Here is a 21,335-nt window from a genome sequence, read left to right on the forward strand (position 1 = left end):
TATAAATATTAAGCCTTTTCTATGGCAAATAAAGAACAATTTATCGAGAAGGTTCAGTCTTCTTATAACCCCAAGGGGGCTTTTATATATTTGGGAGCGGGTATTTTGAATGGTGAAATTTTAGCGGATGCAAAGGTCAATCTGGCACTGAAAATGATGAATCGCCACGGGCTGATTGCCGGTGCTACAGGGACAGGTAAAACCAGGACGCTACAATTGATTGCTGAGCAATTATCAGACGCATCTGTGTCGGTATTTATGTTGGATGTAAAAGGTGATCTATCTGGTCTTGCTGTGCCAGGAATGACCAATCAGGCACTGTTGGATCGTGGAAATGCGGTAGGAGTATCCTTCCAACCAGCGAGTTTTCCTGTTGAGCTCTATTCCTTGTCAGGAAACAAGGGGATTCCGATGCGCATTACGATCGATGATTTTGGACCTGTCTTGTTGGGAAGGATCCTGGAATTGAATGAAACTCAGACCGGGGTTTTGGCAGCGATGTTTAAATATGCGCAAGATCATCAGATGCCATTAATAGACTTTACAGATACCAAAAAGTTGTTAACTTATCTTTCTGACGGCCCCGGAAGTGAGGAAATCAAAAATGACTATGGTAAGATCAGTTCCGCAAGTTCAGGAACGATTTTGCGTAAGATCGTCGCCCTAGAGCAACAGGGATTGGTACATATCTTTGGAGAAAAGGAGTTCGATATCAATGACTTATTTCAGAAAGTTGACGGAAAGGGTATAATCAGTTTACTGAACATTTCGGACGTACAGGATCAACCAGTGCTCTATTCTACATTTTTGTTGAGTCTGCTCGCCCAGCTATTTAAGAATATGCCCGAAGTGGGGGATTTGGATCAGCCGAAACTGGTATTTTTCTTTGACGAAGCACATCTTCTTTTTAACGGAGCTTCCAAAGCCTTTTTAACCCAGGTGGATCAGATTATCCGTCTTATCCGCTCCAAAGGAATCGGCGTATTTTTCTGTACACAGTCTCCGACAGATGTTCCGGAATCGGTATTGGCCCAATTGGGAAATAGGGTACAACATGCTTTGCGAGCCTTTACACCGAATGATGCTGAAAATCTAAAAAAAACAGTGAAAACCTACCCTAAATCGGACTTCTATGAGATTGATCAGATTTTGACTTCTTTGGGTACCGGTCAAGCCTTAATTACGGTACTGAATGATAAAGGTATTCCTACAGAAGTGGTGGCAACCCATCTGGTACCAGCCCGTGCTGTAATGGGCCCCGCAGACGATGCGACAATCAATCAAATTATTAATCAATCTGACTTAAAGGCAAAATATCAGGAAAGACAGGAAAATCGGTCTGCCGCTGAGATGATCGATGAGAAAATGCAGGTTGTACAGCAGGAAGAACAGCGTGCGGCTGCGGAAAAAGAAGCTGCCAAAGCTGATCGACCTACATCAAGAAGACAGACGCCATTAGAAGCTGCGCAGCGTACCGCGACAACGACACTCGCAAGAGAAGGGGTCAAACTTTTAGGGAAATTGGCGACCGGTCTATTGAATGCATTCTTAAAAAAGAAATAACACAAATTTATTGATGATTTTCGTCCCGATACACTATTTTTAGACGTTGATCAGCACTTAGCTAAATTTGCTTTTAAGGGCAATTTTAGCTAAGTTTGCGGACGAAAAGAAAGTTCTATTAATACAATTTAAATATGAGTAAACCAACCCTTTTGATTTTGGCAGCAGGAATGGCTAGCCGGTATGGTTCTTTAAAACAAGTAGATGGTTTTGGCCCACACGGCGAGACAATTATTGACTATTCAATCTATGATGCCATTCGCGCAGGATTTGGAAAAGTTGTATTCATTATTCGGGAAGAATTCCTGGAGAAAATGAAAGAAGTTTTTGATAAAAAATTGGAAGGTAAAATAGAAGTTGACTACGCTTTTCAAAATTTTGATTTAACGAAATTTGGCGTGAATCACGTCATCGAAAGAACGAAACCTTGGGGTACAGCACATGCTGTCATGAGCGCTAAGGATAAAGTAAATGAACCATTCTGCGTAATCAATGCAGACGATTTCTATGGTTCAGATTCCTTTGACAAAATGGCGAAGTTTTTAACCACTGAGGTATCAGATCAACAAATGTCATTGATGGGCTTTCAGGTCGGTAATACAATGTCTGATTATGGCTATGTATCACGTGGTGTCTGTGAAGTTAGTCCAACAGGACAAATGGACAGTGTCACAGAGCGTACAAATATTTATTACAAAGGTGAGGGTGACGATCGTAAAATTGTTTATGAAGAAAACGGCGTTGAAAACGATTTAGATCCAGAAACGCGTGTATCGATGAATTTTTGGGGCTTTACGCCAAAAATCTTTGAAGTAGCACAAGCGATGTTTCCAGCTTTTGTTGAAGAAAACAAAGAGAATTTGAAAGCGGAATTCTTTATTCCTTCGGTTCCGGATTATATGGTGAAACATAAAATGGCGGATTTCAAAGTAATCCCGACATCATCGAAATGGTTTGGTGTAACCTATAAAGAAGATAAACCTATCGTTCAAGAATCAATTTCTAAATTGGTTGCCGATGGTGTATATCCTGAAAAGTTATTTTAAGAGCTAAGAGAAATAGCTTATATTGAACCTGTGTTGTTTGACAATACAGGTTTTTTTGTGCTTAACAATGCAGATGCTGTGGATGGGTTGCTGTGCTGTTTTAGGAGAAGGAGTATTGGGAATAGCTAAGATTAAACCGATACATTAGATTATGATAGAAAAACGAATTATTGTAAATGAAAAAAATACTTAAGGTGTTAGGGTATATTATTTTAGGAATTATTGGGTTTTGCATTTTATATATTGTTGGCGAGTATAGCCTGTCGCGACTCTCAGCATCAGGTAAAGCATCCTCCACAGATCAGACGATTCAGGTATTTGTCAAATCCAATGGTGTCCATACAGATATTGTTTTGCCAGTCATCGTGAAAGAGGTGGATTGGTCCAACGTATTTCCTTATGCCAACACCGTTGGTAAAAAAAGCGGTTATCAGTATATGGGTATAGGCTGGGGAGACAAAGGCTTTTATTTGGATACACCGGAATGGAAAGATCTCAAAGCATCAACAGCTTTTGTGGCGGCCTTTGGATTGGGACAGTCTGCAATACATGTGACCTACTATAATTCCATTCGGGAGAATGACCTATGTTTTGGGTATAAAATAAATGAGGAACAATATCGCGCACTGGTAAAGTATATCTATGATTCTTTGGATTTGCATGAAGGTAAACCTATATTGGTCGAGACGGATGCACAATACGATGATGCAGATGCCTTTTATGAAGCCAAAGGTGCTTATAGCATGTTCTATTCCTGTAATACCTGGACAAACAACGCTTTGAAGAAGGCAAATATGCCAGCAGGAGTCTGGGCGACCTTGGATAAAGGAATATTGAGCCATTATCGGAAATAGTTGTGGCTTATTGAATTCTTTTGCACAATATAGATAAACAGCTCTTTCGCTTTTCAAAGTGTTAAAAAGAGGATGTTCTTATAATAAAAAAGCTCCGGGAATACATCCCCGGAGCTTTTTATTTATCAGCAGGAGTGATTATTTCACTTCTTCGTAGTCTACGTCAGTTACGTCATCACCACCTTGGTTTCCACCTTGTGCTTGACCAGCGTCTCCTTGAGGTTGTTGTGCACCACCTTGAGAAGCAGCGTACATTTCTTCAGAAGCAGCATTCCAAGCATTTTGTAATTCTTCAGAAGCCGAATCAATATCTGCGAAGTTTTTCGCTTCGTATGCAGCTTTTAATTTCGTTAAGCCAGCTTCAATAGGAGCTTTCTTATCTGCAGAAATTTTGTCACCATATTCTTTCAATTGTTTTTCAGTTGAGAAGATCAAGGCATCCGCTGCATTTACTTTGTCAGCTTCTTCTTTCATTTTTTTATCAGCATCAGCATTTGCTTCAGCTTCTTCTTTCATACGTTTGATTTCGTCATCAGATAAACCTGAAGATGCTTCAATACGGATGTTTTGCTCTTTACCAGTTGCTTTATCTTTTGCTGATACTTTGATGATACCGTTGGCATCAATATCAAAAGTAACTTCAATTTGAGGCACACCACGAGGCGCTGGTGGAATATCGTTCAAATGGAAGCGGCCGATTGTACGGTTTTGGCTTGCCATAGGACGCTCACCTTGTAAGATGTGGATCTCTACCGATGGTTGATTGTCAGAAGCAGTAGAGAATGTTTCCGATTTTTTAGTCGGAATAGTTGTATTCGCTTCAATCAATTTAGTCATTACACCACCCATTGTTTCGATACCCAATGAAAGTGGAGTTACATCCAATAATAATACATCTTTTACTTCACCAGTTAATACACCACCTTGGATTGCAGCACCTAAAGCAACAACTTCGTCAGGGTTTACACCTTTAGAAGGTTCTTTTCCGAAGAAAGCTTTTACGGCATCAACAATTGCAGGGATACGAGTAGAACCACCTACTAAGATAATTTCGTCGATATCTGATTTGCTGAAACCAGCGTTTTTCAATGCAGACTCACAAGGAGCAATTGTTCTCTTGATCAAGTCAGCTGCCAAAGCTTCAAATTTAGCACGTGATAATGAACGAACTAAGTGTTTTGGGCCAGTAGCATCTGCTGTGATATATGGTAAGTTGATTTCAGTAGAAGTCGCACTTGATAATTCAATTTTAGCTTTTTCAGCAGCTTCTTTCAAACGTTGCAATGCCATTGGATCTTTTTTCAGATCAAAACCATTGTTTTCATTCTTGAATTCTTCATTCAACCAGTTGATAATTACGTTATCGAAGTCATCACCACCTAAGTGAGTATCACCGTCAGTAGATTTTACTTCAAATACACCATCACCTAATTCCAATACGGAAACGTCATGTGTACCACCACCACAGTCAAACACAACGATCTTCATATCTTTGTGTGCTTTGTCCAAACCGTAAGCTAAAGCAGCAGCAGTAGGTTCGTTGATGATACGTTTAACAGATAAACCAGCGATTTCACCAGCTTCTTTAGTTGCTTGACGTTGTGCGTCGTTGAAGTATGCAGGTACTGTGATGACAGCTTCAGTTACTTCTTGACCTAAGAAGTCTTCAGCAGTCTTCTTCATTTTTTGAAGAATCATCGCAGAGATTTCTTGTGGAGTATATTTGCGGTCGTCGATTTCTACGCGTGGTGTATTGTTATCACCTTTAACGATGTTATAAGGTACGTGTTCAGCTTCTTTTATTGCCTCATCATATGAAAGTCCCATAAAACGTTTAATAGAATAAATAGTTTTATGTGGATTAGTAATTGCTTGACGTTTAGCTGGGTCACCCACTTTACGCTCACCACCTTCTACGAAAGCTACAATGGAAGGAGTGGTACGTTTACCTTCGTTGTTCGTAATTACTACAGGCTCGTTACCTTCCATTACGGCAACACATGAGTTTGTAGTACCTAAGTCAATTCCTATAATTTTAGACATATCTTGTATTTTAATTTTTTTACTTAAATAAATTCTATCACTCTATTATCAACCCTTATGCCAATCCGAAAGTTTTGTAAAAAAATCACTATTTGTCATCAATTTGTCGTTAGGTACTGCCAAACTGACATTTTCAATAGACAAGTTGCTCCAAGATCCGTTTTTTTGCTGACTCATTTTGACGATTGCGTGGCATATATCTGCCAAAGAGCGCTGTAAATTCTTCCAGTTTCATCTGTTTTGATTTTTTTTCCCGCCAATCTGTGGGAACGAGATTATTGGTATAGGCGATATTTGTTGCCCAGTATTGGATATGCATCTCGGGTATGACCAGCCCCAATATCATGCCCGGAAGACCATGGCTCAAAGCCGGTCCTGCTGACACTGGTATTTCTTCGGCATAATAAGCAATCAGGTAGAGGGAATCTTTGGTCGCCCCATTCACCCTTCGGCAGTTGATGCCGGCGATATTGCGAAATTCCTCCGTAAAGCGCCAAGTGATACTATCCAACGTTTCAGAAAGCAAATATTTCTCATCGATATCGAGCTGGATATCAGCCTTGCCTGCTTTTAAATCCTGGTAAAGCACCTTTCCATTTTTGCCGGCTCCACCTCTGGGCATGCCACGTTGGTTTCCACCCCCTCCGCCTCGCGAACCAGCCTGATTTCTACCACCGCGCCCACTTGCAGTGATACTTGGCGCACGCATTTTGCCCTCTCCATTCTGCTTTTCGGTGCTTGTGCTTTCTTCGGGCATAAGGACGGTCGCGTTCTCATCAAAATATAAGTTCATTCGATCTGTATGCGAGTCCGGCATTTTATCTAGGTGCTCCATGAAGTCTATTCCCCGACCCATCATTTTTGAGTTCATGTCATTGGACATTTGTCGCATGCGGGCTTTTGTATACGTCACCTTGTCAAAACTAATAGTACCCCTATTGCCAAAATAGGCATATTGTGCCTGCAGAGATAATCCGGTTAGACAAAATATAATAATTGTCAAATATGTTCTAATCATTGCTTTTTCCTAAATATTTATTGAAATCCCATTTGACGCCAACTAAAAAATACTGCGTCAATACCTGTTGGGTGGATTCTGAATAATTGGTATCACTGCCATTCCGACGTGTATTATTAAATGTATTAAAGAGGTCAAAAGCCTTAAGACTGACTGTCAGACTTTCATCTTTCAATACCTTTTTTTCGAGTTCCAAATTGGTGTAAAATTGATTAATTGATTTCTTGTAGAGCTTGGTAGGTCCGGTGTAACTATAGTAAACATTGGTCATGATGTTGAATTTCTTCGGTAGAAAATATTTGATATATCCCGAAGCCCCACCTTCAAAGTTTGTTGCGTTATATTGTGTGTTGATCGAATTTTGCTGTGCGTTAAGGCCGGCATTCAAAGATATGTCAAAATCAAATCCTTCTGAATCTTGTTCATTTAAACTCGAGCCCAGACCGAAGGAGGTATTTTTTGAATTGTTCAAGAGAAACTCACCTTGAGATTGACCACTTTCAAACTTTGTGTAGCTGTAACTGTTGTTGTACCGGATATTTGCACTTTTATTGAAGTTAATCCGGCGATTGGCCAGGGGTTGCATATGATTGATGTTTAATCCACCATTCCAGTTTGATTTACCCGATAAATTTTCATAGCTACTAATCTGGGCCGAATTCTCCATGACTGTTGTCTTATTGACAATTGGGTTATTGACGAAAGAGAAATTTCCGTTAACATTAATGTTGGTTCCCTTCAGCAAACTGAACGCATTATAATTTGCCGAAATGTTGTTGTTGACAGCTCGTTTGAGGTTTGGGTTACCGATCTGTTGAAACAATGGATTCGTTTGAGGTTGTAGTGGTTGTAACTGATCAAATGAAGGAATGATATTCGAACTCTGGTAGGCCAATCGGATATTTTTACTGTTTGAAATCCGGTAATTGGCATCAAAGTTTAAATTGTTGTCCCAGAAATTTCTCGAAAGGTTTATATCCCGGTCGCTGTCACTTAACTTTTGATTTTTGTAAAATGTTCGGTTGGAGAGATTGACCTCAAATTTATCCTTCCGATAAGATAAATGGACATTCACTCCTTGGTTGGTATTATTGTCGATCTGATTTTTGGAGTATAATGGATCTTTCACATTCGTGAGGCTGTCAGTTGATACCTGTTCATTCCTGTTATTTGACTGATTGAAGCTGTAGCCTAGTGCCAGATTTATGGCGTCATTGATTCGGTTGTTGAAATTTAATGAGGTAGAGAAGTCATTGCCTTTATTATTGATCCGTCTCTTTTGGTTAATACGTGTCGTATCGCTGCTTTTATAGAGAATAGTTTTAGAATTTACCTTACTGTCGGATTCAGATTCATTAAAGCTGTTTCCAACCATTAGATTTAATGAACTGCCGGCTTTGAGTCTTTTTCTATAGTTCAGGCGAAAATTATTGCTTTGGCTCGAAGTATTGGATTCATTTCTCTCATTAAATGAGCTAACTGAATCCCTTGCTCCATCTCTAGTGAAGCTTTCCGACTGACTGAAACTGAAGTTATTTGACCAATTTCCGTTGGTCTGTAGTTCTATATTTTGGGTTGAATCCAGTCGCATGGAGAGATTGGATCTGACACCATTGCTTCTTGCACTATTTTCGTTGTAATTTCTGCTATTTCGTTCTAAGATCGAGTTATCAGGGAGGATGTTTTTGTTGTAATTTTTCGACTGATTTTTGTTGCTGCTGTTATTGTAATTATAATTGGCATTTACCTTTAAAGCCTTTTTGAGAAACTGGTTTTCGTAGTTAGCGCCGAGAGATGTGTTCAGTGGTTGCCCCGTAATCTGGTTGTTCATCCGCAAAGAGCCTTCACGACTATTAGAGCTCCCCATATTATTGTGATTGGCGGTGATGCCAATCCGTTCCGTCTGATTGAATTTGGCTGCAAACAAATTTCCAGCGTAGAGCTCCTTGGTGCCACCTAATAGTTCTGCATTTCCGAAGATACCCTTTCTGGCCTTTTCTTTTAACACCACATTGACGGTCTGAATACGTACACCGTCATCTATACCCGAAAGTTCGGCCTCTTCTGATTTTTTCTCATACAATTGTACTTTGTCTACTGCATCAGCCCGTACATTGCGTATGGCAATTTTAGGGTCATAACCAAAAAATTCTTCGCCATCAATAAAGACTTTCTGTACTGCTTTACCCTGAGCGGTGATATTTCCATCTCCAGACACTGTGAAACCTGGTAATCGTCGAAAAAGATCTTCGAGCTTTGCGTTTTTCTCGGTTGCAAAACTCGCGGCATCATATTCTATCGTGTCTCCCTTGAGTGTGATGGGCAGTCTACGTGTAATGATAACTTCTTCAAGGACATTTTTTTGCGAATTGATCTTAATGTCGCTGAGGTCGATTTCCTTATCCTTGATGTCGATGGTATCGCTATAAAGTTCAAACTTCGGGTAGGTGGCTAAAAGTATATAGCTTCCGGGTTTGATATTTTTGATCAGAAATTTCCCTTCTTCATTGGCTCTGTTAAAATAACGGAGCACAGAGTCTTTGTTCAATAGAATGATTGAAGCATTAGTCAATGGCTTATTGTCAGCTTTATCTAAAATTTTCCCCTTTATGCTTGTCTGGGAATAAGCTGTGCTGATAACAAAAAATAATAGGAATAATTGAATTAATCTTTTCATTTACTGGTTGTATGTGCCAAAGATAATTTAGTTAATTGTTAATAAATGTGAAATTATTGTCAAGGAGTGTAAAATCTTTGGTATAGAGATTTTTGACAAAGTAGGAACTAAAAATTACCTTTGCACAAAATTGATGTTATGACGTTTGAAAATTATTTACAACAATTCGAAGATCTATTGAATCATCCTGAAAATCACCCCACCTATCAGGATGACGAGTACTATCAATACACTAAAATGAACTGGACAAGGATGGGCCGTTGGTTAAAACGTTTTGAACCAAATGAGGCTTTTCAACAGTTTATCGACACGATTTCGGAACGACAACAATGGATCATTATTACCGAGCCTTGGTGTGGCGATGCAGCACACGCTGTCCCAATGCTTGCTAAGATGGCGGCCCAAAATCCCAATATTACTGTCGATATCCAATTGCGTGATAGCGCTCCCTTTTTAATAGATTCGTATTTAACAAACGGCGGGAAATCAATCCCGATTCTAGTAATCCGAAATCAGGATGGGGCAGATTTAGCTGTCTGGGGACCACGACCAAAGGGCTGTCAATACCTATTCTTGAGCCTGAAGGAAGAAGGGAAAGATTTCTCTGATATTAAAGAAGAGATTCAAAAATGGTATAACACGGATAAGGGAACGGAGATCCAAAAAGAGATTCAGGCACTTTTGCAGAAATAGAAGAAAGGTGATAAAAAGGAAGAACTAGATTCACTTGATTTGGTTCTTCCTTTTCTATAGAGGTTTATTTTCGAAAATCCAGCTATTGCTTTATACTGCTCTTTGCCTCCAGTAGTGTTACAATTTTATTAAACCCTTTTTTTCTCGCGTGCTGAAGCGGTGTTACACCTTCGTTGTCAGCGATATTTTTATCGCTGTTGGCGTCCAGTAGTATCTGGACAATATCCACTATTTTTGACAGCCATCTCCAAGTATAATTGCTTCTAATAGTGCGGTCCAGCCCAGTCTATTGATATGGTCAATAGGGAACCCTTTTGTATTAGCCAATAGTCTTACAGTCTCCACATGACCGCGTTCGCAGGCCGGAATAAGAGCTGTCCCATTGTACCGATTGAAAATCTTGAAATCCGCACCGTGATCGAGGTAAAGTTTAACCAGTTCAGTATAGCCCAAAGCACCAGCATATAAAAAGGGGCTATCTAAGATATTGTCCTGCTGATTCACATTCGCACCATATTGAATAAGTAATTTCGCCATAGCGAGGTCTTTCTTTTCTGTAGCGATCAACAACAGCGGTTTTGAATCTTTGCCTTTTTGATTTGCATTCGCTCCTTTGTCCAATAGTGTTTTTACGGTGCTGATCTGGCCCTTGGAAACGGCTTCAATGATGTCGTTCGGTGCGATATTGTCTTGGTTTGTTGTGTCCATACTTTTGCACTGTACTGAAAGTGTTGATATGATAACGAGCAGCACTATCTTAATGTGTAAATTTTTCATTTTGATGAATGGGTTAATAATCTTTCTTATTCATTTTAGTTTCTTTGTATTCGCTTTTTGATATACTACAAATTTAGGTACAAACTAAGCTGTTCTTTTGTTAGATTTATATTGATTATTGTCAAATTTATATATAAATCTAACTGTTAGTAGTTGGAAATGAGTGAACTTAAATTAAGAAGATATGAATATTGAAGATCTAAGAGATTATTGTTTGTCCATTGGGCCAGTTACAGAGGAGACGCCTTTCGGACCAGATACGTTGGTATTTAAGGTAGGAGGTAAGATATTTTTATTGGTCGGGTTAGATCAGGTAGATATACTACGATTTAATGTAAAATGCGATCCAGAGAAAGCGGTGGAACTTAGGGAAAGATATGATCAGACTGTATTTCCAGGGTATCATATGAACAAAAAGCACTGGAATACCGTTATTGCGAATCGGGAACTGAATGATCGGGCGCTGGAAGATCTTGTGTTGCACAGTTATAGTCTGATTGTTGAAAGCTTGCCGACTAAAGTTAAACAGGAAATAAAAGGTAGTTAATATCCTTCTGAAGTGTAAAGAATTAGTTGCTTTGAAGGAAAAGGTGATAGAAATGACTTTTCTTGGGGGCTATAATGGTAGCTTTGCGGTCATTTCAATGTATAATCGACAGCATTGGGACTATATTTACACTAATACTATTTTTTATGAAACAAAGACGAATTTACCCCTGGGTAATTTGTTTTATGCTACTTTTTAGTCTGGGGAGTTGCATAAAAGAGGAAGCATTAAATGCTGAGGCGGATATTGAAGGAGCTACTATTGTTCAAAGTGATCAATATTTAAAGAGAAAATCTTCCATTGATAATAATACAGTTGTTTTTTCTCTAAAACGTTTCACGGGAAGTTATGTGCAGTCGCCCGAATTTGTATTAACACCGGGAGCAACAATAGAGCCGAAAAGTGGAACCCAACTTGATTTTACTGAACCACAGAAATACACGGTTACTTCGGAGGATGGCACTTGGTCCAAGACCTATACTGTTTCATTTGTTATTGATGAAGGGGCAGATTTGTATTCCGCATTTGAACATGCAGAAGTGGTCGATACCGATAGTCCAGAAGGACATTACCATAAATTTTATGATCTGACAAAACTTGGACAGAAAACATATAGCTGGGCTACTGCAAATGACGGCTACAATATTCTGGCTGAAACACTTTTGGAAGAGGGCGAGGAATTGGTTCCCGGTTTTTATCCAACATCCCAGATTACTGATGGATATATTGGTAAAGGTGCGAAGCTCATGACTAAGAGTACAGGCTCCTTAGGTGGTATTTTTGGTACACCTCTGGCTGCTGGTAATTTATTTCTGGGGGCATTTCAAACCACTTTCCCGACGATCAAATCTCCACATTTTGGCATATTGTATGAGGAAAAAACTGCTCCATTGGCTATAAAGGGGTTTTTTAAATATAAGGCGGGTGATAAATTTGTTGTCAATAATAAGCCATCATCACTTACCAAGGATACCTGGGATGGTTATGCTCTCTTGTTTGAAAGAGCTTTACCTCCCAATGATGACTTTCTGTCGGGCGACCATGGATTTGTTGATAAGCGAATTGTCGCAATAGCACGGGTCGGAGCCAAAGAACAGATCGAAACGAACGAATGGACAGCATTTAGCTTGCCATTTTCTTTTGTAAATGGCAAATCATTTGATCCCAATAAAGAATATATGTATACGATTGTATTCAGTTCGAGTAAAGAGGGAGACAAATTTAATGGTGCGGTAGGGAGTACATTGCTTATTGATGAAGTTGAACTTGTCGTCGATGATGCCAAATAGTCATTGGTCCATATACTACTGAATGCTGCAATATGGTGTAAATGCTGTGTGCAATTTTAAATTGCTAACTAGGTGAATTTTTACAAGGATGCTTGTGTAAAGAGGGGCAAGTATTAAGAATATATACTGCTGATTTCTGAGGGCAAACATGCATCAAAGGAATATTTTAATGAACAAAATACTTTATATAATAGCTGTTTTCATAATGGCGACCGGTTATGTGCAGGCTCAAAATGGTCTCTCAAACCGTAATCCGAATTTTTTTAATACAGACATTGACTACTCGGTACAGGCGCAATTCAGTATCGGTGGTAGTAGCCCATTGGGCCTTCCTAAGACAATACGCAAAATCGAAAGCTACAATCCTGGGTTACAGGTAGGCCTGGAGGCGAATGCCACAAAGTGGTTGCAGGGGGATAAACGTTGGGGTATTCGTACAGGAATTCGTTTTGAGACGAAAGGAATGAAAACCGAAGCCCGTGTGAAAAATTATCTGACCGAGATTGTGAAAGATAATTCAAAAGTGAAGGGGTATTATACAGGAAAGGTAGAAACCAATGTGCAAAATACCTATCTTACATTGCCAGTTTTAGCAGTTTACAAATTGTCGGACCATTGGAATTTATATGGGGGGCTCTATTTCTCGACATTGCTGGATAATACATTTGATGGAAATGTATCGGATGGATATTTGAGACAAAACACTCCGATAGGAACGAAAATTACGTTTGAAGAAGGGAGCCAGGCTTCTTATGATTTCTCTGATAACATCCGGAAATTTCAATGGGGAACACAACTTGGAGCGGAGTGGAAGATGAACCGACATTTCAAATTGTTGACAGATCTTACCTACGGCTTTAATAATATTTTAGAGAAGGATTTTACCTCCATAGATTTTGGTATGCATAATATCTATCTTAATGTGGGATTTGGATATAATTTCTAATAGAAGCGGATGGTATAAAATCAGATCATCATGTGGATTATTTTACAATATAATTTCATTAGGATAAAATAAAAACAGTCCGTTAGTAATCAAACTAACGGACTGTTTTTATTTAGTGTTTACACGAAGCGACTCGTATTACATTTTTAAACCGATCTCTCTCAATCTTTCATCCAGATATTCACCTGCGGTATAGTCTTCATAGGCCTTTGGATGAGCTGCGTCAATACAAGAGTCCAATGAAGCTAAGCTCATAGATGATTTTGGATGTAAAAAGAATGGGATTGAGAAGCGGGAAGTACCCATTTTTTCACGCGGAGGATTGACTACACGGTGAGTTGTTGACTTCAGTTTGTTGTTGGTCAAACGCTGCAACATATCTCCCACGTTGATGACAATATCTTCGCCCTTCGCTTTGATCGGGAACCATTCACCATCTTTTGTTAAGACTTCTAGTCCATCGGCGCTAGCACCAATTAATAGTGTAATCAAATTGATGTCTTCATGAGCACCTGCACGTACTGCATCAGGAGCTAATGCGTCTGGATCTGCAATTGGGAAATAATGGATCGCACGCAAAATCGAGTTACCATTGATTACAAATTTCTCAAAATAATTTTCTTCAAGATCTAAGTAAGTGGCAATAGCTTTTAACAGTTCGCGACCTGTGTCTTCTAGTTTTTTATAAACTTCAGCCGTTACGCCATTAAAACGCGGAATTTCTTCCACTTGAGGATTGTCTGGAAAGTCAGCTTTTGAATATTCTTCACCAACGATAGTTTGACCACGTTGCCAAAATTCTTTTAGATCTGGTGTTTTAGCATCTTTCGCTTTTTCTCTTCCCTTAGCAGTATATCCACGTTGACCCGCAAGTTCAGGAAATTCATACTTTTCTTTTGTTTCAGTTGGCAAACCAAAGAATTCTGGAACGACCTGATATAATTCTTCAATTAATTCTTTTGATAAACCATGGTTTGCAATCGTTACAAAGCCTGTCTCATTAAAAGCCTTGCCAATATCCTGAATGAATTGATTTCGTTGTTCTTGGGTTCCTTGTGTGTAATGCAACAAGTCCAAGCGAGGTATGTTTACTAAAGCCATACGAAGTTGATGTTTGTTTAGGACAAATTTAACGCAATTAATTTTGAATATTACACATCGATTGTTAATAAAAGTTTTACGTTTTGCTTTATTTAGCTGTGTTTCAGTTATTAAAAGTTTTCCACAATGAGGTTTTGGTCATAAAAATGCAAGAAAAATAGCTCTTAAGTGGTAATGGGCTATAATTCATAAAAATTACATTTTCTAGCTTGTTATTCTAATTCTTAACTATTATATTTGTTATGCAAGCATAATAATAAATCGCTTGTGATTACGCTATGGACCAAAATCAGACAATCGACTATTTTTTAAAAACAGGTTGGCAAACGATTGCCAATAAATATAATCAAATTGCTTCGCAATATGGCTTTACCCAGGCTGCTGGTTATATTTTAATCAATATCCATAAAGAGGGTACTCCTGTTTCTCAGATTGCGAATTTGACGGGGGTCAAAACAACGAGTTTGTCCCGGGTGTTAAATAACTTAGAATCCTTAGGGTTCATTTACAGGGAGACCAGCGAAACGGATAAACGCTCTGTAAAGGTGTATCTGACAGATCTGGGTCGGGAGAAAAGGAGGATAGCCAAGGATGTGGTACGCAACTTTAATCAGTACCTCGCTGATAATTTTTCGGAAAATGAACGTGATCAATTGATTGCTTCTTTGGCTAAGCTCAATGAGCTGGCGACCAGTTATAAGGAAGAAGTAATCGTATAGAAGTTAAACCAAATGTACAGATGTGCATGATAAATATGTTATGATGAACAGAAATATTAGAAAAGTGGCAGTTCTCGGTTCGGGTGTTATGGGCTCGCGAATTGCTTGTCATTTTGCTAACATTGGTGTCGAGGTTTTGCTGTTGGATATTGTTCCCCGCGAACTGTTGCCAGCAGAACAAGCTAAGGGTCTAACGTTAGAGAGTAAGGCCGTTCGGGATCGGATTGTCAACAGTTCGTTAGAGACTGCCTTAAAGACAAATCCTTCACCAATTTACAGCAAATCATTTGTAAAACGAATCAAAACAGGGAATTTTGATGATAACCTCCAAGATATCGCGCAAGTGGACTGGATCATTGAAGTGGTTGTGGAGCGCTTGGATATTAAAAAATCTGTTTTTGACCGAGTAGAACAGTTCCGTAAGCCAGGTACATTGATTACTTCCAATACTTCTGGTATTCCTATTCATCTCATGACAGAGGGACGTAGTGAAGATTTTAAAGATCATTTTTGTGGGACACACTTCTTCAATCCGCCGCGTTATCTGCCTTTATTGGAGGTAATTCCGACGCCGCATACCAAGCCAGAGGTTGTTGATTTCGTGCTTCATTTTGGCGATAAGATGCTAGGGAAGACGGTTGTTCTGTGTAAGGATACACCAGCATTCATCGGTAACCGGATTGGCGTTTATTCGATGTTGGCAGTGACTCATCTGGTTGAGCCCTTAGGGCTGACAGTGGAGGAAGTGGATAAATATACAGGTCCCGCAATGGGACATCCTAAATCAGCAACTTTCCGTACTGCGGATGTCGTAGGTCTTGATACCTTGGTGAATGTAGCCAATGGACTTGCACAGAATGCGCCCGAAGATGAAGCCAAAGGTGTTTTCCAGCTTCCTGCCTTTATCAGTAAGATGGTTGAAAATAAATGGCTAGGTGAAAAAACAAAAAAAGGATTTTACGAAAAAGTAAAAGCCGCTGATGGTAATTCCGAAATCCTTTCATTAGATCTTAAAACATTAACATTTGGCTCGCAACAAAAAGTTAAGTCAACAACATTAGAGGCTACCAAGCCAGTTGAAGATATCCGTAAACGGATGAAAGTCTATGAACAAGGAACAGACAAGGCGGCGGAGCTCTTCCGTGCCATGCATTATCCCTTATTTGAATATGTTTCACGTCGTGTTCCTGAAATCACAGATGATTTCTTCCGTATAGATGATGCCATGCGTGCTGGCTTTGGTTGGGAACTTGGACCATTTGAAGTCTGGGATGCTTTGGGGGTCCGTGAGACCTTGGCTAAGATCAAGGCCGAAGAGAAGCGTTTGCCCGGACAAGATGGTGAGGTGGCATCCTGGGTGCATGAAATGTTGGATTCAGGACATGAATCTTTCTATAGAATAGAAAATGGTGTTCGCCATTACTATGATATTGCATCCAAATCCTATAAAGCTATTCCTGGAACAGAGGATTTGATTGTTTTGGATCATATCCGTGAAAGCAAAACCATCTGGAGAAATACAGGTGTTTCAATTATTGATCTCGGTGATGGAATCATCAATTGTGAGTTCCATACCAAGATGAACACGATCGGTGGCGATGTGATTCAGGGATTGAATAAGGCAATAGATCTTGCTGAAAAGGAATACCGTGGATTGGTTGTTTCCAATGACGGAAAAAATTTCTCTGCTGGAGCCAATATTGGAATGATTTTCATGATGGCTGTGGAGCAGGATTTTGATGAGTTAAATATGGCCGTTCGAGCCTTTCAAAATACATCCATGCGTTTGCGTTATTCATCCATTCCGGTTGTCGTAGCGCCATTTCAGATGACCTTAGGCGGTGGCTGTGAATTTTCGATGCATGCAGATTTTGTGCAGGCTCATGCCGAAACCTACATGGGCTTAGTGGAACTGGGCGTAGGTGTTATCCCAGGTGGTGGTGGAACTAAAGAATTTGCATTGCGTGCTTCCGAAGAATTTAAAGATGATCAAATCGTTCAGAATACGTTAAAGGATAAATTCCTGACTATTGGTCAGGCGAAAGTCTCGACCTCTGCTTACGAGGCCTATGAGCTGGGATATCTACAGAAAGATAAATTTGCGATCACGATGAACCGTGCACGCTTACTTGCTGACGCAAAAGCAAAGGCATTGGAGTTGGCGGATGACGGTTATGTGCAGCCTGCACCACGCAACGATATCAAAGTGTTGGGTAATCAAGGTTTAGGGATTGTATATGTAGGTGCATCATCCATGCGTGAAGGAAATTATATCTCCGACTATGATCGCAAAATATCGAAAAAACTGGGTTGGGTGATGTGTGGTGGTAACCTGTCATCGCCAACGGAAGTCTCTGAACAGTACTTGTTGGACCTTGAACGAAAGACCTTCCTTGAGCTCTGTGCTGAACGTAAAACACTTGAAAGAATTCAGTACATGTTGACAAAAGGAAAACCTTTACGGAATTAGTATTGGGTATTGAGTAATGAGTATTGAGCAATGCATAAGTTTCAAGAATTAAAAGTATGGCAAAAGGCAATGGATATGACTGTCAGCATTTATAGCTGTACAGAAAATCTTCCGAATACAGAGAAATTCGGATTGATATCCCAAATCAGGAGAAGTGCAATCTCTATTTGCTCAAATATTGCTGAAGGTGCAGGTAGAAATACAAAAGGTGAGTTTATACAATTTCTTGGAATAGCAAACGGCTCTGCTTATGAGTTACAGACACAGATTGAATTGGCTTATCGACTTACATTTTTAAATAAAGAAATTAAAGATGGATTGGTTGCGGAAATCGAAGAAATTGAAAAAATGCTATACAATCTTATAAAGTCTTTAAAATGAATGATAATTGAGTGGTGGTACTCAATACTGAATACCCACTACTCACTACTAAAATAAAAATAATGGAAGCATACATAGTAGCAGGATTTCGTACAGCAGTAGGTAAAGCGCCTCGAGGAGGATTTCGCTTTATGCGGGCTGATGATTTAGCATCAGATGTAATTAAACATCTCGTGTCCACTGTGCCGAATTTAAATAAAGAAGATATAGATGATGTCATTGTAGGGAATGCGATGCCTGAGGCAGAACAGGGGCTTAACATGGCACGTTTTATTTCCCTGATGGGTTTAGATACAGATAAAGTGCCAGGCGTTACCGTTAATCGGTATTGTGCCTCTGGATTGGAGACGATCGCCACGGCGGTTGCAAAGATCAAAACCGGTATGGCTGATGTCATTATCGCAGGAGGTGTTGAAGTGATGTCCGGAATGCCTTTCGGAGGCTGGAAAATTGTTCCCAATCCTGTCGTTGCCAAAGAGCATCCCGATTGGTATTGGGGTATGGGGCTGACTGCAGAGGCTGTAGCGAAGGACTACAATGTCTCCCGTGAAGATCAAGATGCCTTTGCACTGAAGTCCAATCAAAAGGCTGTTGCCGCTATTCAAAATGGTCATCTTAAAGATGGTATTGTGCCGATCACAGTCAAAGAGAACTATCTGAAGGACGGTAAGATAGCGACTCGTGAATATGTTGTAGATACCGATGAAGGGCCTCGTGCAGATACATCCCTGGAAGCTCTGGGTAAGTTGAAGCCTGTATTTGCGGCCAATGGTTCGGTGACAGCAGGAAACTCCTCACAGACATCGGATGGTGCAGCATTTGTGTTGGTTATGTCTGAGGCAAAAGTGAAAGAGTTAGGTGTTAAACCCATTGCCAAGTTGGTCAGTTTTGCTGTTGCAGGGGTACCACCGCGGATCATGGGAATCGGACCGATCTATGCGATACCAAAAGCTTTGGAACGGGCTGGACTTAAAAAAGAAGATATCGATTTATTTGAATTGAACGAAGCTTTCGCTTCCCAGTCTTTGGCTGTTATTCGTGAACTGGGGCTTGATGAAGAAAAGGTCAATGTCAATGGTGGAGCGATAGCCTTGGGGCATCCGCTAGGCTGTACAGGAGCGAAGCTGACCGTGCAGGTTTTGCATGAATTGAAACGTCGTGGCAAAAAATATGGTATGGTGACGATGTGTGTGGGAACAGGTCAAGGAGCGGCCGGTATCTTTGAACTATTAGACTAAGTTCGGACACTAAAAATAACAGTATAAACCATTTTATTTGCTAGTCTCATAGCAGATAAAAATATTCAAAATATTGTGTAAACCTGGGTGGTCAAAAGCCAACTTAGGGTTGCACCTCAAATCTAAAAAACAATGAGCGAAAATAAAGCAATCAAAGGCGGTGAGTTCGTTATTAGAGAGACTCCCTATACAGCTATTTTTATCCCAGAGGAGTTTGATGAAGAAGCGAAAATGATTCGTCAGACCTGTTTGGATTTCTTAGATACCGAAGTATTAAATAAGCTTGATCGTATTGATGCACAAGAGGAGGGATTGATGCCTAGCCTGATGGATAAAGCTGGTGAACTAGGTATGCTGGGGGTGTCGATTCCGGAAGAGTATGGTGGGTTTGGTAAAAACTTCAATACGTCGATGCTCGTAGCAGAGGCCGTAGGTGGAGGTTTCTCTTTTGCCGTCGCTTTGTCTGCACATACAGGTATTGGTACTTTGCCTATCCTTTATTATGGTAATGCGGAGCAGAAAGCAAAATATATTCCCAAGCTCGCCACAGGCGAATGGAAGGCCTCCTATTGTCTGACAGAACCAAATGCCGGATCGGATGCCAATTCTGGACGGACCTCTGCAAAACTAAATGCTGAAGGAACCCACTATCTGATCAACGGTCAGAAAATGTGGATTACCAACGGTGGATTTGCAGATATCTTTATTGTATTTGCAAAAATCGATGATGATAAGAACCTGACAGCATTTATCGTCGAAAAAGATTTTGGTGGGATCACCATGAACCCCGAAGAACATAAATTGGGAATCAAGGGGTCCTCTACACGCCAGATTTTCTTTAATGATTGCCCTGTGCCTGTTGAAAACATGCTATCCGAGCGGGAAAACGGATTTAAGATTGCCGTAAATATTCTGAATATCGGACGGATCAAGTTGGGTGCTGCGACAAATGGTTCAGCTCGTATGGTGATCAATCACGCGGTTCAATATGCCAATGAACGTGTGCAGTTTAACTTGCCGATTTCTAAGTTTGGTGCTATTCGATACAAATTGGCAGAGATGGCGACACGTTTATTTGCTGTGGAATCAGCATCCTATCGTGCGGGTCAAAATATTGATGATGCCTATGATGCATTGATTGCAGGCGGTATGGACGAAGCAAAAGCCAAATTGAAATCCGTTGAACAATTTGCGATCGAGTGCGCTATTATCAAAGTATGGTGTTCTGAGATGTTAGATTATGTGGTGGATGAAGGTGTGCAGATTTATGGTGGAATGGGTTATTCAGCTGATGCGCCGATGGAGCGTGCTTATCGCGATTCACGTATCAACAGGATCTTCGAGGGTACCAATGAGGTGAATAGACTGCTTGTTGTAGATATGTTGTTAAAACGAGCCATGAAAGGTGAACTGGATCTGATGGGGCCAGCGCAGGCAGTGGCAAGTGAACTGCTGGCTATTCCTGATTTCGGGGAAGAAGATGATGCACCATTCGCAGCAGAGAAGAAAATTGTCTCCAACCTTAAGAAAGCAGGCTTGCTCATTGCCGGAGCCGCTGTTCAAAAGCTGATGATGTCGCTTTCAAAAGAAGAAGAGATCCTAATGAATATCGCAGATATTATCGGTTACGTATACATTACGGAATCCGTATTGTTACGTGCAGAAAAGCTTGTCCATACTGGTTCTGAAAAGGCCGAGTATGCGACAGATATGGCGAAGATCTATCTGTATGGTGCGATTGATAAAATCAATGCTGCGGGTAAAGAAGCGCTGTATTCCTTTGGTGAAGGCGATGAGTTGAATATGATGCTGGTTGGATTACGTCGATTCACTAAAGCGCAACCATTTAACATCAAAGACGCACGTCAGCGGATTGCTAAAAAATTAATAGAAGAAAATAAATATTGTTTTTGATTGATAATGATTATTGGTTTTGGTTGTGTGGCCGGAGAGAAATCTTCGGCCATTTTTGT

General features: G+C 40.1%; 17 protein-coding genes. 12 read left to right on the forward strand and 5 right to left on the reverse strand.

What is annotated here, in order from left to right; all coding sequences use genetic code 11:
* Window positions 1-21 precede the first annotated feature (21 nt).
* From AC07UV_RS17165 to AC07UV_RS17175, 3 genes are all read left to right on the forward strand, one after another.
* On the forward strand, window positions 22-1,563 hold the full coding sequence (locus tag AC07UV_RS17165; RefSeq protein ID WP_495184616.1) for a helicase HerA-like domain-containing protein: 1,542 nt from the start codon (window positions 22-24) through the stop codon (window positions 1,561-1,563).
* Between the two features lie 134 nt (window positions 1,564-1,697).
* Complete coding sequence (locus tag AC07UV_RS17170) at window positions 1,698-2,609, forward strand: sugar phosphate nucleotidyltransferase (protein WP_282251917.1); 912 nt, start codon at window positions 1,698-1,700, stop codon at window positions 2,607-2,609.
* Between the two features lie 176 nt (window positions 2,610-2,785).
* On the forward strand, window positions 2,786-3,463 hold the full coding sequence (locus AC07UV_RS17175) for a TIGR02117 family protein (protein ID WP_495184617.1): 678 nt from the start codon (window positions 2,786-2,788) through the stop codon (window positions 3,461-3,463).
* A 138-nt stretch (window positions 3,464-3,601) separates the two neighbouring features.
* On the opposite strand, the gene dnaK is transcribed toward AC07UV_RS17175, so the two are convergent.
* The 3 genes from dnaK to AC07UV_RS17190 all read right to left on the reverse strand — a co-directional run bounded on the left by dnaK (window position 3,602) and on the right by AC07UV_RS17190 (window position 9,201).
* Window positions 3,602-5,506: a molecular chaperone DnaK gene (gene dnaK / locus AC07UV_RS17180; RefSeq protein ID WP_120260287.1), complete on the reverse strand. Its 1,905-nt coding sequence runs from the start codon at window positions 5,504-5,506 to the stop codon at window positions 3,602-3,604.
* A 133-nt stretch (window positions 5,507-5,639) separates the two neighbouring features.
* Complete coding sequence (locus AC07UV_RS17185; protein ID WP_495184618.1) at window positions 5,640-6,524, reverse strand: GLPGLI family protein; 885 nt, start codon at window positions 6,522-6,524, stop codon at window positions 5,640-5,642.
* Entirely contained in the window at window positions 6,517-9,201 is a 2,685-nt protein-coding gene (locus tag AC07UV_RS17190; RefSeq protein WP_495184619.1) for an outer membrane beta-barrel protein, read from the reverse strand. Before AC07UV_RS17190 ends, AC07UV_RS17185 begins: the two co-directional genes overlap by 8 nt.
* 138 nt (window positions 9,202-9,339) lie before the next feature.
* On the opposite strand from AC07UV_RS17190, the gene AC07UV_RS17195 reads away from it, so the two are divergent.
* Entirely contained in the window at window positions 9,340-9,894 is a 555-nt protein-coding gene (locus AC07UV_RS17195; RefSeq protein ID WP_495184620.1) for a thioredoxin family protein, read from the forward strand.
* Between the two features lie 228 nt (window positions 9,895-10,122).
* Here the strand turns inward: AC07UV_RS17195 and AC07UV_RS17200 are convergent, their stop codons facing one another.
* Window positions 10,123-10,602: an ankyrin repeat domain-containing protein gene (locus AC07UV_RS17200; protein WP_495184621.1), complete on the reverse strand. Its 480-nt coding sequence runs from the start codon at window positions 10,600-10,602 to the stop codon at window positions 10,123-10,125.
* A gap of 253 nt (window positions 10,603-10,855) precedes the next feature.
* On the opposite strand from AC07UV_RS17200, the gene AC07UV_RS17205 reads away from it, so the two are divergent.
* From AC07UV_RS17205 to AC07UV_RS17215, 3 genes are all read left to right on the forward strand, one after another.
* On the forward strand, window positions 10,856-11,218 hold the full coding sequence (locus AC07UV_RS17205) for an MmcQ/YjbR family DNA-binding protein (protein WP_495184622.1): 363 nt from the start codon (window positions 10,856-10,858) through the stop codon (window positions 11,216-11,218).
* Between the two features lie 146 nt (window positions 11,219-11,364).
* Window positions 11,365-12,507: a PCMD domain-containing protein gene (locus AC07UV_RS17210; protein WP_495184623.1), complete on the forward strand. Its 1,143-nt coding sequence runs from the start codon at window positions 11,365-11,367 to the stop codon at window positions 12,505-12,507.
* Window positions 12,508-12,676: 169 nt separating this feature from the next.
* On the forward strand, window positions 12,677-13,453 hold the full coding sequence (locus AC07UV_RS17215) for a porin family protein (protein ID WP_495184624.1): 777 nt from the start codon (window positions 12,677-12,679) through the stop codon (window positions 13,451-13,453).
* A gap of 138 nt (window positions 13,454-13,591) precedes the next feature.
* Here AC07UV_RS17215 and AC07UV_RS17220 read toward each other — a convergent pair whose 3' ends face one another.
* Window positions 13,592-14,554, reverse strand: a complete 963-nt coding sequence (locus tag AC07UV_RS17220; RefSeq protein WP_495184625.1) for an isopenicillin N synthase family dioxygenase — start codon at window positions 14,552-14,554, stop codon at window positions 13,592-13,594.
* Between the two features lie 278 nt (window positions 14,555-14,832).
* On the opposite strand from AC07UV_RS17220, the gene AC07UV_RS17225 reads away from it, so the two are divergent.
* The 5 genes from AC07UV_RS17225 to AC07UV_RS17245 all read left to right on the forward strand — a co-directional run bounded on the left by AC07UV_RS17225 (window position 14,833) and on the right by AC07UV_RS17245 (window position 21,276).
* Window positions 14,833-15,273, forward strand: a complete 441-nt coding sequence (locus tag AC07UV_RS17225) for a MarR family winged helix-turn-helix transcriptional regulator (protein WP_120260278.1) — start codon at window positions 14,833-14,835, stop codon at window positions 15,271-15,273.
* 40 nt (window positions 15,274-15,313) lie between these two features.
* Entirely contained in the window at window positions 15,314-17,743 is a 2,430-nt protein-coding gene (locus tag AC07UV_RS17230; protein ID WP_495184626.1) for a 3-hydroxyacyl-CoA dehydrogenase/enoyl-CoA hydratase family protein, read from the forward strand.
* A 30-nt stretch (window positions 17,744-17,773) separates the two neighbouring features.
* Window positions 17,774-18,124, forward strand: a complete 351-nt coding sequence (locus AC07UV_RS17235) for a four helix bundle protein (protein WP_495184627.1) — start codon at window positions 17,774-17,776, stop codon at window positions 18,122-18,124.
* 62 nt (window positions 18,125-18,186) lie between these two features.
* Window positions 18,187-19,362, forward strand: a complete 1,176-nt coding sequence (locus AC07UV_RS17240) for an acetyl-CoA C-acyltransferase (RefSeq protein ID WP_286861867.1) — start codon at window positions 18,187-18,189, stop codon at window positions 19,360-19,362.
* Window positions 19,363-19,494: 132 nt separating this feature from the next.
* Window positions 19,495-21,276, forward strand: a complete 1,782-nt coding sequence (locus AC07UV_RS17245) for an acyl-CoA dehydrogenase FadE (protein WP_495184628.1) — start codon at window positions 19,495-19,497, stop codon at window positions 21,274-21,276.
* Window positions 21,277-21,335 lie beyond the last annotated feature (59 nt).

This window comes from Sphingobacterium sp. GW821-FHT03E03 (genome assembly GCF_059420745.1).

Coding starts and splice junctions, on each gene's coding strand:
- AC07UV_RS17165 (WP_495184616.1), top strand. CDS start 22: ATGGCAAATAAAGAACAATTTATCGAGAAGGTTCAGTCTTCTTATAAC.
- AC07UV_RS17170 (WP_282251917.1), top strand. CDS start 1,698: ATGAGTAAACCAACCCTTTTGATTTTGGCAGCAGGAATGGCTAGCCGG.
- AC07UV_RS17175 (WP_495184617.1), top strand. CDS start 2,786: ATGAAAAAAATACTTAAGGTGTTAGGGTATATTATTTTAGGAATTATT.
- dnaK (WP_120260287.1), bottom strand. CDS start 5,506: ATGTCTAAAATTATAGGAATTGACTTAGGTACTACAAACTCATGTGTT.
- AC07UV_RS17185 (WP_495184618.1), bottom strand. CDS start 6,524: ATGATTAGAACATATTTGACAATTATTATATTTTGTCTAACCGGATTA.
- AC07UV_RS17190 (WP_495184619.1), bottom strand. CDS start 9,201: ATGAAAAGATTAATTCAATTATTCCTATTATTTTTTGTTATCAGCACA.
- AC07UV_RS17195 (WP_495184620.1), top strand. CDS start 9,340: ATGACGTTTGAAAATTATTTACAACAATTCGAAGATCTATTGAATCAT.
- AC07UV_RS17200 (WP_495184621.1), bottom strand. CDS start 10,602: ATGGACACAACAAACCAAGACAATATCGCACCGAACGACATCATTGAA.
- AC07UV_RS17205 (WP_495184622.1), top strand. CDS start 10,856: ATGAATATTGAAGATCTAAGAGATTATTGTTTGTCCATTGGGCCAGTT.
- AC07UV_RS17210 (WP_495184623.1), top strand. CDS start 11,365: ATGAAACAAAGACGAATTTACCCCTGGGTAATTTGTTTTATGCTACTT.
- AC07UV_RS17215 (WP_495184624.1), top strand. CDS start 12,677: ATGAACAAAATACTTTATATAATAGCTGTTTTCATAATGGCGACCGGT.
- AC07UV_RS17220 (WP_495184625.1), bottom strand. CDS start 14,554: ATGGCTTTAGTAAACATACCTCGCTTGGACTTGTTGCATTACACACAA.
- AC07UV_RS17225 (WP_120260278.1), top strand. CDS start 14,833: ATGGACCAAAATCAGACAATCGACTATTTTTTAAAAACAGGTTGGCAA.
- AC07UV_RS17230 (WP_495184626.1), top strand. CDS start 15,314: ATGATGAACAGAAATATTAGAAAAGTGGCAGTTCTCGGTTCGGGTGTT.
- AC07UV_RS17235 (WP_495184627.1), top strand. CDS start 17,774: ATGCATAAGTTTCAAGAATTAAAAGTATGGCAAAAGGCAATGGATATG.
- AC07UV_RS17240 (WP_286861867.1), top strand. CDS start 18,187: ATGGAAGCATACATAGTAGCAGGATTTCGTACAGCAGTAGGTAAAGCG.
- AC07UV_RS17245 (WP_495184628.1), top strand. CDS start 19,495: ATGAGCGAAAATAAAGCAATCAAAGGCGGTGAGTTCGTTATTAGAGAG.